Source organism: Sunxiuqinia sp. A32, assembly GCF_052690465.1.
Window position 1 is genome coordinate 1 of record NZ_JBQYLI010000029.1, and the last position, 14,935, is coordinate 14,935.

General features: G+C 40.2%; 10 protein-coding genes. All 10 read left to right on the plus strand.

All coding sequences use genetic code 11. The features are described from left to right. A partial coding sequence (locus ACUNWD_RS19875) for a glutaminase domain-containing protein (protein ID WP_445589616.1) occupies nucleotides 1-1,170 on the plus strand: 1,170 nt, incomplete at its 5' end. Between the two features lie 9 nt (nucleotides 1,171-1,179). Further along, the gene (locus tag ACUNWD_RS19880; protein WP_445589617.1) at nucleotides 1,180-3,477 is read left to right on the plus strand and encodes a glycoside hydrolase family 2 protein; all 2,298 of its coding nucleotides are present in this window, start codon (nucleotides 1,180-1,182) and stop codon (nucleotides 3,475-3,477) included. A gap of 331 nt (nucleotides 3,478-3,808) precedes the next feature. Beyond that, a complete protein-coding gene (locus tag ACUNWD_RS19885; protein ID WP_445589618.1) occupies nucleotides 3,809-4,468 on the plus strand; it encodes a hypothetical protein in 660 nt (219 codons plus the stop codon). A 36-nt stretch (nucleotides 4,469-4,504) separates the two neighbouring features. Then, nucleotides 4,505-5,584: a glycoside hydrolase family 43 protein gene (locus tag ACUNWD_RS19890; RefSeq protein WP_445589619.1), complete on the plus strand. Its 1,080-nt coding sequence runs from the start codon at nucleotides 4,505-4,507 to the stop codon at nucleotides 5,582-5,584. Nucleotides 5,585-5,614: 30 nt separating this feature from the next. Beyond that, nucleotides 5,615-7,612, plus strand: coding sequence for a beta-L-arabinofuranosidase domain-containing protein (locus tag ACUNWD_RS19895; protein ID WP_445589620.1), 1,998 nt, complete (start codon nucleotides 5,615-5,617; stop codon nucleotides 7,610-7,612). 22 nt (nucleotides 7,613-7,634) lie between these two features. Then, a complete protein-coding gene (locus tag ACUNWD_RS19900; protein ID WP_445589621.1) occupies nucleotides 7,635-8,735 on the plus strand; it encodes a hypothetical protein in 1,101 nt (366 codons plus the stop codon). A gap of 23 nt (nucleotides 8,736-8,758) precedes the next feature. After that, nucleotides 8,759-9,955, plus strand: a complete 1,197-nt coding sequence (locus ACUNWD_RS19905; RefSeq protein ID WP_445589622.1) for an enolase C-terminal domain-like protein — start codon at nucleotides 8,759-8,761, stop codon at nucleotides 9,953-9,955. A 10-nt stretch (nucleotides 9,956-9,965) separates the two neighbouring features. Beyond that, the gene (locus tag ACUNWD_RS19910; protein WP_445589623.1) at nucleotides 9,966-11,066 is read left to right on the plus strand and encodes a glycoside hydrolase family 43 protein; all 1,101 of its coding nucleotides are present in this window, start codon (nucleotides 9,966-9,968) and stop codon (nucleotides 11,064-11,066) included. 42 nt (nucleotides 11,067-11,108) lie between these two features. Continuing rightward, complete coding sequence (locus ACUNWD_RS19915) at nucleotides 11,109-13,382, plus strand: GH92 family glycosyl hydrolase (RefSeq protein WP_445589624.1); 2,274 nt, start codon at nucleotides 11,109-11,111, stop codon at nucleotides 13,380-13,382. A gap of 48 nt (nucleotides 13,383-13,430) precedes the next feature. After that, nucleotides 13,431-14,579, plus strand: coding sequence for an aldose epimerase family protein (locus ACUNWD_RS19920; protein ID WP_445589625.1), 1,149 nt, complete (start codon nucleotides 13,431-13,433; stop codon nucleotides 14,577-14,579). Nucleotides 14,580-14,935 lie beyond the last annotated feature (356 nt).

The window sequence follows — 14,935 nt, forward strand, 5'->3', positions numbered from 1 at the left end:
AACCTGAAAGCGTGGTGGACCAAAGAAGGAACCGTGAGCATTGACGATGCGATGGAACTGGCAGTGGCCGAACATGACCAGATCATGAACAGTTGTGCCGATTTTGACAACCAGCTGTGGGAAGAAACTGTTGCCGCGGGAGGTAAGGAATATGCCGACCTGTGTGTGCTTGCTTTCCGTCAGTCAATTGCTGCGCACAAACTGGTAAAAGATCCTGAAGGAAATATCCTGTTCCTTTCAAAAGAGAACTTTAGTAACGGTTCTATCGGAACTGTAGATGTGACTTATCCATCAGCCCCAATGTACCTGAAATATAACCCTGACATGTTAAAAGGGATGTTGAACCCCATTTTCTACTATTCAGAAAGTGGAAAATGGACGAAGCCCTTTGCTGCACATGATGTGGGTACTTATCCAAAAGCAAACGGGCAGACTTACGGTGGCGATATGCCTGTTGAGGAATGTGGAAACATGGTCATTCTTACAGCCGCCATTGCTGAGGCAGAAGGCAATGCAGACTATGCAGCCAAACACTGGGATGTTTTGACTACCTGGTCGAACTACCTGTTGGAGAACGGACTGGATCCTGAGAATCAACTGTGTACCGATGACTTTGCGGGTCACTTTGCCCACAATGTGAACTTGTCGGTAAAAGCGATTATGGGAATTGCGAGCTATGGAAAACTGGCAGCAATGCTAGGTAAGGATGACGTAGCCGCTGAATATACAGGCAAGGCCAAAGAGATGGCAAAGGAATGGATGAAAATGGCCGATGATGGTGACCACTATCGTTTGACCTTTGACCAGGAAGGAACCTGGAGCCAGAAGTACAACCTTGTATGGGATAAACTGATGAACCTTGGAATCTTCCCTGAAGAAGTAGCCCAGACCGAGATTGCTTATTACCTGACCAAGCAAAACAAGTATGGTTTGCCATTGGATAACCGTAGAACATATACAAAGAGTGACTGGGTGGTTTGGACAGCGACACTGGCCCAGGACAAGGAGACTTTCCAGAAGTTTATTTCACCGCTGCATGATTTTGTGACAGAGACTCCGGACCGCGTACCGATGACCGACTGGTATGAAACACCAAGTGCAAAGCAGGTTGGATTTCAGGCCCGTTCTGTAGTTGGTGGTTACTTCATTAAATTGCTGGAAAAGAAATAAATCCCAATTGTGAATAAAAGAGCATTATTTGCTAGTATATTATTATTTGTCGCCGGTATATCGTTTTCGCAGAGCTGGAAACCTGTCGGCGACAAATTAATGACACCTTGGACCGAGAAGGTAAACCCTGCGAATCCACTTCCTGAATATCCGCGCCCGCAGATGGAAAGAGAAGAGTGGATGAACTTAAATGGTTTATGGAACTATACCATAAAATCAGTTGACTTTGAACCGGTGCAGGGATTGACAACTGCAAGCAGTTGGACTACCGGTGAAATACCGGACAAATGGACTGGTGATATTCTGGTACCTTTCTCTATTGATGCGCCATTATCTGGAGTTGGCCATATATTACGGTACAACGAAATATTGTGGTATCAGCGTTCATTCAAAATTCCTGAAACATGGAAAGGCAAAAACGTACTGCTTCATTTTGAATCATCCGATTGGGAAACCAGTGTGTATGTAAACGGCAAGCGGATTGGCCAGCATCGTGGAGGATACGACCCGTTTAGTTACGATATTACGTCTTACCTAAAAAGTGGGGAAAACACACTTAATGTTTGCGTGTGGGATGCAACGGAAAACCAGTGTCAGGCGATAGGCAAACAAATCATGCCTGAAAATCGACAAGGGTTTCGTTATCAACCTACTGGTGGAATCTGGAAAACTGTTTGGATGGAACCTGTATCTGATGGTTCTGTTGAGAATCTGAAGATTACTCCGCAGTATGATCAGGCAAGCCTTCGTCTGAATGTAAAAACAAGAAATTCAGAGGGAAATGTATTGGCTCAGGTTTGGAAAGATGGGAAAATGATTACTGAAACCGCAGGTACTCCAGGAACTGATTTCGATATACCAATGAAAGGTTTTGAAGCTTGGTCTCCATCTTTCCCAGTTTTATACGATCTGAAAGTTTTTGTAAAAGATCAGGGGAAAGTTGTTGATGAGGTAAATAGCTACTTCGGAATGCGGAAGATTGAAATTAAAAAAGCGTCCGATGGATTTCAGCGAATTTATCTGAACAACGAACAAGTCTTTCAATATGGTCCGCTTGATCAAGGATACTGGCCCGACGGAGTTTTGACTCCTCCAACGGAAGAAGCAATTAAATATGATTTGGAATACCTGAAAAGTATTGGTTGCAATATGGTTAGGGTTCATATCAAAACCCATCCCGACCGCTGGTATTATCAGGCTGACAAACTTGGTCTTCTGGTTTGGCAGGACATGACTTGTATGCCAAAGTACGGACAAAATGTTGATGATGCTGCAGCAAAACAGTGGCATGCCGAATATAAGTCAATGGTTGATTGGTTGTATAACCATCCGTCTATTGTAATGTGGATTGTTTTCAACGAAGGTTGGAGTCAGCACAACACTGAATTTTATACCAACTGGATTGATCAGTATGATCCATCGAGATTAATAAATTGTGCTAGCGGATGGGATGACTATCCTGTAGGAGATATCGTGGATATTCATGACTATACGTTCTACCCGCGAAACAATGCTGCAGATTTCAAGTTGAAAGGGAAACGCGCCTTGGTAATAGGCGAAGCTGCTGGAGTTAATCTTGCCATTCCCGGACATACTTGGTATTCTGACACGAACAAACCAGAGAAAAAGAATCATCAGAATTACATTCCTGTTGATAATTATAGTTTTGAAGTTGAAGCAGGAAGGCATACTTACGGTTCACCAGAAGCTTTTGAAGAAGCCTATCGGAAGTTTATCGAATCAATCCGTTGTTTGAACGCAGGTGGAGGTTGTGATGCGTTGGTATATACGCAAATCTCAGATGTTGAGCATGAGTTGAATGGCTATTTGACTTACGATCGAAAGGTTTCAAAAATTAAACCGGAAGTCATGAAGGAAATAAATGAAGGTTTGTATTCGCCTCCAGAATTAAAAACGGTAATTCCTTTTAGCTCTGAATGGGAATCGTCAAAAGCTGAGACTGTTCGTTTGCCTGCTGGTGAAACTAATGAATTTATTCCGGTAAAAACCCAGATGAAAGCTCCGTTTGAAATCAGTAAAACTTTTGAACTTGAAGAGATACCCAACGAATTGGTTGTGTCGTTGAAAGGATTTACTGGTTGCGAAATCAGGATTAACGGCAAGCTTTTTAGAAAGACTAAAATGAGTACACAGGGAGGTGAACCGGGAATCGAGTTCTTCCCTTTTTATGATAACGAATCGGACATGCTTGTAAAAGGGAAAAACGTTATTTCAGTTAGCTCGGATAAGAAAATAAAAACTGAACTGCTGGATGTAGCTGTTTTTTTATCACTGAATAAAAATTAGAATGCCACGGACTGAAAAAGTACACTTTGCAAAATGTGCGTATGCACATGCCGGGTGAACAATGGTGAAACGTGGATGACTGACTGGTACAAGTAGCCAGATATATTGCACGAAGGATTTCAGGTTCACTGAGTGGTTTGTGGATATTTTATTAAATTGCTGGAAAAGTGAATAGATACAAAATCTCATACCAGAAGTCAGATTCTGGTGTGAGATTTAAACTATAGCAAGTAACTATTGAGAGGGAATGGCAATTTTGGGATGAGTAAAAATCTTGCTTTGACTGTATTCTAGTTGTAAGATATTGTTTAATCATCATATTCTATCCATCATGAAAATTGTTATTTGTTCTTTACTTCTTTTCATTAGTTCGATCATGGGAAATCCTGAATCTCGGAGAAATGGGATGGTCTTTAAGGATTTCACAATTGGAACGGTCATTTTAAAAAATGGTGCTCATATCAAAGCCAATCTCAATTATGATTCATTTGAAGAACAAATGATTTTTAAAGAGGATGGAAAAATCATGGCACTTGCAAACGTTGAAACTGTTGATCGGGTAGAAATTTCCGATAAAATTTTCATTTGGTTTCAAAATGATATTTTTCTTGAGAAGATTGATACTGCAGGGATAACTCTTTACAAGAGAAACCGGTATCAACTTCGTTCAAAAGGGAAGGAAACTTCATTTGGAGGAGTATCTCAAGCTTCGAATGTCTCGACCGTTGAAAAACTAGCCAGAGGATATGATATGCAATCGTCTAATCTGGAACAAAAAGAAATTTTTGATCTGGATCCTAATCATCTTTTTTATTTGAAAGATGGAAATACGTATAAAAATTTAGCCTTTTCAAAGCAACTAAGTAAGATTTACAAAGTAGATAAAAAGCTTGTTGAGGCATTTGTCGATAAGGAAGCTATTGACTTGCTAAAGGTTGATGATTTGGTTCGTTTGATCCAATATTGCAAGGAAAATTCAAACAATAAATAAGTCTGATGACTTAATTAATATTCAAGCAAATAAGAGATGAAAATGAGAATTATTACGCTGTTACTTGTTGCATTGGTGTCGTTTGCACGGTGTGGTGAGAAAGAAGAAGTGATTGGGGAAAGTGCAGTAAGTGAGACTTTTACAAATCCGGTTTGGAATGGTGCAGATCCATGGTTAACCAAACAAGGAGATGATTATGTATACTGCTACTCGGCAAATAACTCGATTATTGTTTCCCGCTCTAAGTACATGACTAAAAAGGGAGAGTTGGAAACAATTTGGAGAGCACCGGCAACCGGATGGAATAAGAATTGTGTTTGGGCTCCTGAAATACATTATATCGATGGCCATTGGTATGTGTATTATGCTGCAGGTGTTTCAGGACCTCCATTTATTCATCAAAGAACAGGTGTGCTTCGATCAAAAACTGAAGATGTTTTTAGCGATTATGAAGATATGGGCATACTTTACACCGGAGATAATCCAGATGATCCTGAAACAAATGTTTGGGCAATTGACATGACCGTTTTTGAACATCAGGGAAAACTTTTTGCAATCTGGTCAGGGTGGAAAGAACAAGTCGATACCGATGCGACTCCACAGCATTTATACATCCAGGAAATGGAGAATCCATATACATTGAAGGGAACCCGAGTGTTATTATCCTCTCCCGAAGAAAGCTGGGAGACTGGAGGCCCATTAAATTTGAATGAAGGTGCTGAGGTTCTCAAAAAAGGAGATCAGGTTTTTGTAATTTATTCATGCCGTGAGTCATGGTTGGTCGAATACAGACAAGGAATGTTGCAGCTAAATGATACAAATGCAGATCCGCTTAACCCTGATAATTGGACAAAGAAAGGACCTGTTTTCCAGGGGAATTCTGCTGTCTATGGAGTAGGTCATTGCTCGTTTGTGAAATCACCTGATGAAACGGAAGACTGGATTATTTATCATTCAAAGAAATCTACTGAGCCAGGATGGAACAGGGATGTTCGTATGCAACCTTTCACGTGGAACTCGGATGGTACTCCTAATTTTGGCAATGCAATTTCTGCTGGTAAACCGATTAATCGTCCATCTGGTGAAGTTGAGATTGAACAAACTACTGGAGAGTAACACATGAATTGAAAAGAACTAACTAAACGTATGAAAAAACTATTTTTTACAATTTCGATACTCGTGATTTGCGCTTCTCTTTTTGCTAAGAGTAAGCGCAATTCTCATTATATTACCAATCAATCACCGCTCGTTGCACAACCTTACACTGCGCTTCCTTTAGGAGCCATAAAACCTCAGGGGATGTTGCGCAAAATGTTGGAGATTCAACGCAATGGATTAACGGGCCACCTGGATAGCGTTTATAGCATTGTTTGTGGTGACAATAATGGCTGGCTTGGTGGCACTGGAGATGGTTGGGAGCGTGGTCCATATTGGATCGATGGATTGGTGCCGTTGGCATATATTCTGGATGATGAACAACTGAAAGACAAAGCTCAGAAATGGATTGAATGGAGTATTCGCAATCAACAGGAAGATGGGTATTTTGGACCGCTCCCTTTGCCCGAAGGTTATGAGCAGATTCCAGGTACACAACAAGGAATGCGGGAAGATTGGTGGCCAAAAATGGTCATGCTTAAAGTGCTTCAGCAATATTATACTGCTACGCAAGACGAGCGGGTGATCAAGTTGATGACGAGCTACTTTCGCTACCAGTTAAAAATGTTGCCGGTGAATGAACTTGGCTATGTGACCTTTTGGGCCAACCGGCGTGGAGGGGACAATTTGGCGATTGTTTATTGGCTGTACAATATTACCGGCGATCAGTTTCTGTTGGAATTGGCCGAAATCATTCATAAGCAAACCTATAATTGGACAGAGGTATTCACAGATAATACTATTCGTCGCTTAAATCCAACTCCTCATTTACATTGTGTAAATGTAGCTCAGGGGCTGAAGGAACCCGTAATTTATTATCAGCAAAAACAGGAACAAAAATACCTGTCAGCCGTAAAATCAGGGCTTCAGGCACTTAAAGATTGCCATGGTTTTGTTAATGGGATGTATGGTGGAGATGAGCGTCTTCATGGTAATGATCCAACTCAAGGGTCGGAATTGTGTTCGGCTGTTGAGATGATGTATTGTTTTGAAAGTATGCTTCCAATAACAGGCGATGTGTATTATGCTGATTATTTGGAGAAACTGGCTTATAACGTTTTGCCAACCCAAAGTACGGACGACTATATGCGCAAACAGTATTTCCAACAAGTGAATCAGGTTACTGTAACCGATGAAAGTCGTAATTTTCATGATGATCATACCGGACGACTGGTGTTTGGAACGACAACGGGTTATCCTTGTTGTTTGACGAATATGCATCAGGGATGGCCAAAGTTTGTTCAAAATCTGTGGTATGCAACATCGGATAATGGAATTGCTGCTTTGGTTTACGGACCATCAACAGTAACTGCAAAGGTGGCTGACGGGAAGGAAATTTCAATTACTGAAACAACGGATTATCCATTTAAGGAAGATATCCAATTTGCAGTTGAAATGGATGGTACGATCAAGTTCCCTTTTCATTTACGTATTCCTGAGTGGTGCGAAAATGCCACGATTTCAGTAAATGGAAAAAGTATCCAGCCAACAATTCAAAACAAGATTGCCATTATTGACAGGGAATGGAAAAATGGCGATGTGGTTAAACTTAATTTAGCTGCTGATTTTCGATATAGTTATTGGTATGAAAGCTCCGTAGGGATTGAGCGCGGACCATTGGTGTATGCCTTGAAGATAAAGGAACAATGGAGGGAAGTAACCAATGACAAATATGATGATACTTTTTGGGAAGTAATGCCCCAATCTCCCTGGAATTACGCTATTGTAAAAGACGAAATAGAAAAGAATAAATTAGCAGTTGAAGTATCCGATAAGATTGCTTTAAATCCCTGGAATTTGGAGAATGCTCCAATCGTGATTAAAACAAAAGGCAGAAGAATGCCTATGTGGACCATCGAGCGGGCATCGGCTGGAAAAATTCCATCTCCCTCATGGCCTCCTCGAAATGGAGAATCCCATATTGACGAAATTGAACTGATTCCTTATGGATGTACAACATTGCGAATTGCTCAATTCCCTGTAAATTAACTCAAACTATAAACTACTAATCATGAAAGAGAAATTTTTATTCATTTTGTTGGCTGCTGCAATGATCTTTACGGCATGTCAAAATAGCGCGAAAAAAGCAGAGACAAAATCTGCAGAAAAGGAAGTTGCTGCAAAAATATGGACTGTTGAACAGGCCAAAGCCTGGGGCGAAGAACAAGGTTGGCTTCGTGGTTGTAACTTCAATCCAAGTACGGCTATTAACCAGTTGGAAACCTGGCAAGCCGAGTCTTTTGATCCTGAGACCATTGACCGCGAATTGGGTTGGGCCGAAGGTATTGGAATGAATTGCATGCGTGTTTATTTACACCATGTGGCTTGGGAAGTTGACAAAGAAGGCTTCAAAGAGCGCATGGGCAAGTATTTGGATATTGCTGACAGTCACGGAATCAAAACCATTTTTGTGTTTTTTGATGACTGTTGGAATGCAACTTACCAGGCAGGTAAACAGCCCGATCCAAAACCGGGTGTTCACAACTCAGGTTGGGTGCGTGATCCGGGTGATTTGTTGTATGAAGATTCTACGTTGGTAGTAACGCTTGAAGCATATGTGAAAGATGTGCTAACTACGTTCAAAGCTGATCAACGGATTGCCATTTGGGATTTGTACAATGAACCAGGAAACTCAAGTTATGGAAATAAATCCATGCCTTTATTGAAAAATGTATTTGAGTGGGGATGGGAAGTTCGTCCGTCGCAACCGCTTTCTGCCGGAGTGTGGAAGTTGGATTTGTCTGATCTAAACAAGTTCCAAGTGGAAAATTCAGATGTGATTACTTACCACAATTATAAAGGGCCTGAAGAACACCAGGCAGCTATTGATACGCTCAAAACTATTGGACGTCCCATGGTGTGTACTGAGTACATGGCCAGAAGAAACAACAGTTTGTTTGAAAATATCATGCCTATTCTGAAGAAAGAAAATATCGGTGCAATCAACTGGGGATTGGTAGCTGGAAAATCAAATACCAAGTATGCCTGGAATGAACCTATTCCTGACGGATCAGAACCTCCTCTTTGGTTCCATGAAATTTTCCGTCCGGATGGAACTCCATATAAACAAGAAGAAGTTGACTTAATTAAAAGTTTAACAATGGAGGAGTAATTCCTCAAATAAACTTTTAACTAATGAGAAGACGCAGCTTCATTCAAACAATATCAGGTGGTGCGGCGGCAGCCTATTTGTCGTCGAACCCTCTGATGGGTTACTCTTCTGTACTTAGCGCAGATAGCGAATTAAGCTATCATACCATTGAAAAAATTTCAACTAAAAAAGTTCGGATTCAATATCCTCGCTTTGTGAGTAAGAATGCCATCAAAGGCAATCACGGTTGGGGATACGACGAGACCGTTTGTGAGCTTGTTACCAAGCAGGGCGCAAAAGGTTGGGGTGTGACTTTGTGGGGAAGATCCGAGGAAGAAGTTGTTGAGTACCTGGTTGGAAAGAAAGTATCCGAGTTATTTGCTCCAGAGGTTGGTTTAATCGACCCACAGGCTGCTTACTGTGATATTGCACTTCATGATTTGGCAGGGATTATTCTCAATAAACCTGTTTATGAGGTGATGGGAGCTAAATCTCCACAAACCACGAAGTGCTATAGCGGCATGATTTATTTTGATGACCTGACACCGTTTTATAACAAAACAATGGGGCTGGACATCATTTTAAAAGAATGTCAGTTTGATTATGATATTGGCTATCGTCAGTTCAAATTAAAAATAGGTCGTGGCAATAAATGGATGCCAAAAGCTGCCGGTATAAAAAGAGATATCGAAGTAACAAAATTGGTTGCCGAATCTTTTCCTGATTGCGAAATTTTGGTTGACGGGAATGACGGTTATCCATTGAATGAATTCATTCAATATCTAAAAGGCATTGAAGGTGTTAAGTTGTTTTGGATTGAAGAGCCTTTTAGAGAAACTATTGAGGATTACCAAAAACTGAAGTCTATTTTGAAAGAGATGGGCATTAAAACTCTTCTTGCTGATGGAGAAGCTTCTCCGGATCAGAATTATATGCGTAAATTAGAGGAGTTGAAACTGATCGATGTTCATTTATCCGACATTCAGGATATTGGCTATACCGGATGGCGAAAATTAATGCCTGAACTTGAAAAAATGAAAGTGTATGCTTCCCCTCATGCCTGGGGATCGCAGCTAAAAACAAATGCTGTTTCACATTTAGCAGGAGCATATGGAAATACATGTACCATTGAAGGGGTGACCTGTATTTCAGATGATGCCGATTTAGGAAATTATCAACTAAAGGATGGTAAGTTAATACCTTCTTCTGCTCCCGGATTTGGAATGAAATTATTAAAATAACTAATTAAATATGCGTTTTAAACCCACAATTCTATTACTACTAATTGCTTCTTTTTTATTAGGAGCTTGTCAGCAAAAAACAACTGAACAGTTGCAGGTTAATAATCCATTGCCCGTCGAATTTGGTGATCCATACATTCTGAAAGCTTCTGATGGAGTTTACTATATGATTGGAACCGGAGGCGTGAAAGATGGATTCAAAATGTATTCTTCTTCGAATTTAGTTGATTGGAAGGATGAAGGTCGAATATACCAGGGAAATACGGAAGATTCATGGGGAATAGCAAATTTCTGGGCTCCCGAGTTGTATGAAATCGATGGTAAGTTTTATTTGCTTTTCAGCTCTGACTGGAGAGAGAACCCAACGAATGAGTTGGAGAATTTCAGGATTGGAGTTGCTGTTTCTGATACACCAACCGGACCTTATACTGATTTGTTTGACCGTCCTATTTTTGATCCTGGCTATCCGGTTATTGATGGTAATCTACTTTTTGAAGATGGTAAAGTATACCTGTATTATTCGCGCTGTTGTTATAAAAATCCTGTTGAAAGTGAAGTCGCTACCTGGGCAAAAGAACAAGGTTTATTTGATGTTGTAGAAGAAAGCTGGGTTTATGGTGTGGAAATGAAACCTGACTTTTCAGGAATAATTGGTGAGCCTAAGTTGATGTTGCGTCCACCAGTAACGATGGACGATGTACAAGCTGAGTGGGAAAGCCGTTCTGTAACTTCAGGTGAAGTAAACCGCCGTTGGACGGAAGGTTCGTTTATTTTTAAAGAAAATGACACCTACTATATTATGTATTCTGCAAACTTCTTCGGTGGTAAAAACTATGCCGTTGGATATGCAACTTCAGATTCTCCAATGGGGCCATTTAAAAAAGCAGCCAATAATCCTGTTCTTCAAAAAAATGTTGAAGCTGGAGGTATTGTAACTGGCACCGGTCATAATATGGTTACTGTTTCTCCTAATGGAAAAACCAAGTTGTGCGTGTATCATGGGCGCACCTCTAAAACAGGAGAAAACCGTGTTGTATTTATCGATCCAATGGAAGTAAAAGAAGATGGTACTTTAATAGTGCATGGACCAACTACCAAATCTGAAGAATAAACAAAGACCTAACCAACCACCAATATTTGATTTCATAAAGACATGCGTAAATTATCATTTATACTAATATTAATTTTTGCTTTCACCAACCTTTTGAGAGCTGAAAAAACAATTGATTTGGTGAAGTATGTAAATACTTTGCAGGGAACTAATTCAAGTTTTGAATTGACAAGAGGAAATACCTATCCAACCACAGCATTGCCTTTTGGCATGCACACCTGGACTCCTCAAACGGGAGTGAACGGTGATGGATGGAAGTACCAGTTTGTAAAAGATTCCATTCGGGGATTTCAACAGGCACATCAGTGTAGTTCCTGGACAAACGACTACTGTGTGTTTTCGTTAATGCCTGTAACTGGGAAACTGGAGTTAAATCAATTTGACCGGGCAGCAAAGTTCAGTCACGATAATGAAGTTGCCAAGCCAAACTATTACAAGGTAAAGTTAGATAATAAGATTACCACTGAAATTTCGCCTACGGAACGTGGCGCCCATCTTCGTTTTTCATTTCCAAAGGGCAAAGGCTCCTATTTGGTTTTGGATGGATATACGGGATTCAGTTCCGTGAAAATTCTCCCGGGAGAAAATAAGATCATTGGTTTTGTACACAATGGTCGGCAGATGCCAAAAAATCTCAAAAGCTATTTTGTTGTTGAGTTTAATCAGCCAATTCTGGAATACGGAGCCTGGGAAAATAGGTCTGGCAAGAATTCGAAGGGTGAAACAGAAAAAGAAGGACGGGGTGCTGGTGCCTGGATTCGGTTTGATGACGGTGTGAAAGTTGAGGTAAAAACTGCTTCGTCTTACATTAGTCTGGAGCAGGCAGAACGAAACCTGGAAGTTGAATTGGGAAGTTCAAAATCATTTGATGACACGAAGCAGGCAGCATGGGAGACTTGGAACAAGCATCTTAACCGTATTTTGGTAGAGGGAGGAACAGAAGAAGAAATGGCAACTTTTTACTCCTGCTATTTCCGGGCAAGTTTATTTTCCCGCATGTTTTTTGAGCTCGATGAGAATGGAGAACCTTATTATTTTAGTCCCTATGATGGAACCGTTCATAAAGGATATTTATATACGGATACAGGATTCTGGGATACCTTCCGGGGGCAGTTCCCATTGAATGCCTTGTTGCATCCTACAATGCATGGACGATATGTGGCTTCGATGATAAATTCGTATGATCAATGCGGTTGGCTCCCATCCTGGTCGTTTCCTGGTGAAGCTGGCAGTATGATCGGTAATCATGCAATATCATTATTTGCAGATGCCTGGGCAAAAGGAATCCATTCTTTTGACCCGGAGAAAGCATTGGAAGCATATTACCATGAAGCAACAAATAAAGGGCCTTGGGGGCCTGCAAATGGCCGTCATGGTTGGAAAGAGTATTATACTTTGGGATATGTTCCTTATCCGGAATATCATGAAGCAACTGCAAAAACGCTGGAATATGCGTATGATGATTTCTGTGCATATACATTAGCAGAAATGTCGGGGAATAAGTTTTATGCAGATGTATTTTCAAGGCAAATGTATAATTACAAAAATATGTTTGACCCATCGGTTGGTTTTATGCGTGGAAAAGATGCAAATGGAAACTGGAAGGCTGACTTCTCTCCTTACGAGTGGGGCGGACCTTATACCGAAGGGAATGCATGGCATTATTTGTGGTCTGTGTTTCAGGATCCAAAAGGACTGATCGATTTACTGGGTGGAGAGAAAAACTTCATTGCCAAGATGGATTCGGTATTTGAGGTTTCCAATAAAGTATTGGTAGGAACTTATGGACGCATGATTCATGAAATGGCTGAAATGCAGATGGCTGAGATGGGGCAATATGCGCACGGAAATCAACCTATTCAGCACATGATTTATCTTTACAATTATGCCGGAGCGCCTTGGAAAGCTCAAAAATGGACTCGCGAAGTAATGAGTCGACTTTACAGTGGTACTGAAAATGGTTATCCTGGTGATGAAGATCAGGGACAAACATCTTCATGGTACGTGCTAAGCGCACTTGGTTTTTATAGTGTATGTCCTGGTACGGATGAATATGTTATTGGAAGTCCTGTCTTTGAAAAGGCGACCATTACCATGGAAAACGGGAAAAAATTTGTGATAGAAGCTAATGGAAACAGCAAAGATCAGGTTTACATACAGTCGGCTTCGCTAAATGGTGAAAATTTTACAAAAAATTATCTTTGCTATAGTGATCTTATCGAAGGTGGAATTCTTAAGTTTGAGATGGGAAATAAGCCCAATAAAGAAAGAGGGATCAAATTGGAAGACAGACCTTTTTCACTTTCAGATAATTAATATAAATGCAGGTTTGAAAATTCTAGAACACTTTAAATTATAAACGAGATGAGATTAATAAAACTATTTTCAATTTTACTTTTTGCAGGAATGATTCAATTCTCCTGTAGTCCTAAAAAAGCGGAAACACAGTCGTGTGGAAATTTGAAAGCCGAAGATTTTCAAACTACTGTTAATGGTAAAGAGACCAATCTATATTTTCTAAAAAATGGAGATATTTCTGCAGCGATAACTAATTATGGTGGACGCATTGTGAGTTTATGTGTTCCTGATCGCAATGGCGAACTGGGAGACGTGGTACTTGGCTTTAGCAGCATCGATGGTTATTTGAATGCTAATGAAGTTTTCCACGGAGCATTAATTGGTCGTGTTGGAAACCGTATTGCTTTGGGAAAATTTACATTGGACAGTGTTGAGTATACTTTGCCAATCAATAACGATCCAAATCACTTGCATGGTGGTCCAGGTGGATTTCATAATGTGGTGTGGGACGTAAAATCAGTTACTGATAATAGCATCGTGCTTACTTATCTTTCTGTGGACGGAGAAATGGGTTATCCAGGCAACTTATCGGTAGAAATGACATATACATTGACTCCTGAGAATGAAGTGAAGATGGATTATAAAGCTACTACAGATAAGGCGACACCAGTAAATCTTACGAATCATGCTTTCTTTAATCTGGCAGGTGAAGGCAATGGAACAATTAATAATCACCTTCTTATGATTAATGCAGATTATTTTACTTCAGTTGATTCAACATTGATTCCATTGGGTGAAAATACCCCGGTTGAGGGAACTCCTTTCGATTTCCGCACAGCGAAACCAATTGGTCAGGATTTGGGAATGCAAGCTGAAAACGAACAGCTTCAAAACGGTTTGGGATACGATCATAACTTTGCATTGAACAAGCCTGAAGAAGGGGGAATGACTCTTGCTGCAGCTATTGTTGACCCGGAAAGCGGACGTAAAATGGAAGTGCTGACTGAGGAACCGGCATTGCAGTTTTATGGAGGTAATTTTATGGATGGTTCAGACATTGGTAATTCAGGCTTGGCCTATAAATACCGTGAGTCATTTGCTTTGGAAACTCAACATTTCCCTGATTCACCAAACCAGTCAAACTTTCCATCAATTATTCTACGCCCGGGCGAAGTTTACCAAACTTCTTCAATGTATAAATTTAGCGTTGAGTAATTCAATTCAGAGATTGAATTTTAATTAAAATAACAATACACTTTTTAAAAGGTGGTTCCCTGAGAATCACCTTTTTTTTGGTCGCTACTCAAAATACAAAGTGAAAAAATCCTTTCCCCGGATTTGATGTGTCTTGCATGAATTTAAATACTCTAGCAATACTTATGTGATTTAATCATATTAAATTCATTTGATAAATAGTATTTGTATGTCTTTTATTTCCGAACAACCTGCTTTGTTTCGCTTGTAAGTGTTTTGTATTCAGCTTGGTTTCTTATTGGTGATTTCTGTGAATCATAAACCTATCGGTCTTTATGTTGATTTAGTTAAATTGATTAAGCGCATGGTAATTAATG

Excerpts from the sequence above, each read along its gene's own strand:
- ACUNWD_RS19910 (WP_445589623.1), top strand. The coding sequence starts at position 9,966 with ATGCGTTTTAAACCCACAATTCTATTACTACTAATTGCTTCTTTTTTA.
- ACUNWD_RS19915 (WP_445589624.1), top strand. The coding sequence starts at position 11,109 with ATGCGTAAATTATCATTTATACTAATATTAATTTTTGCTTTCACCAAC.
- ACUNWD_RS19905 (WP_445589622.1), top strand. The coding sequence starts at position 8,759 with ATGAGAAGACGCAGCTTCATTCAAACAATATCAGGTGGTGCGGCGGCA.
- ACUNWD_RS19895 (WP_445589620.1), top strand. The coding sequence starts at position 5,615 with ATGAAAAAACTATTTTTTACAATTTCGATACTCGTGATTTGCGCTTCT.
- ACUNWD_RS19885 (WP_445589618.1), top strand. The coding sequence starts at position 3,809 with ATGAAAATTGTTATTTGTTCTTTACTTCTTTTCATTAGTTCGATCATG.
- ACUNWD_RS19920 (WP_445589625.1), top strand. The coding sequence starts at position 13,431 with ATGAGATTAATAAAACTATTTTCAATTTTACTTTTTGCAGGAATGATT.
- ACUNWD_RS19890 (WP_445589619.1), top strand. The coding sequence starts at position 4,505 with ATGAAAATGAGAATTATTACGCTGTTACTTGTTGCATTGGTGTCGTTT.
- ACUNWD_RS19900 (WP_445589621.1), top strand. The coding sequence starts at position 7,635 with ATGAAAGAGAAATTTTTATTCATTTTGTTGGCTGCTGCAATGATCTTT.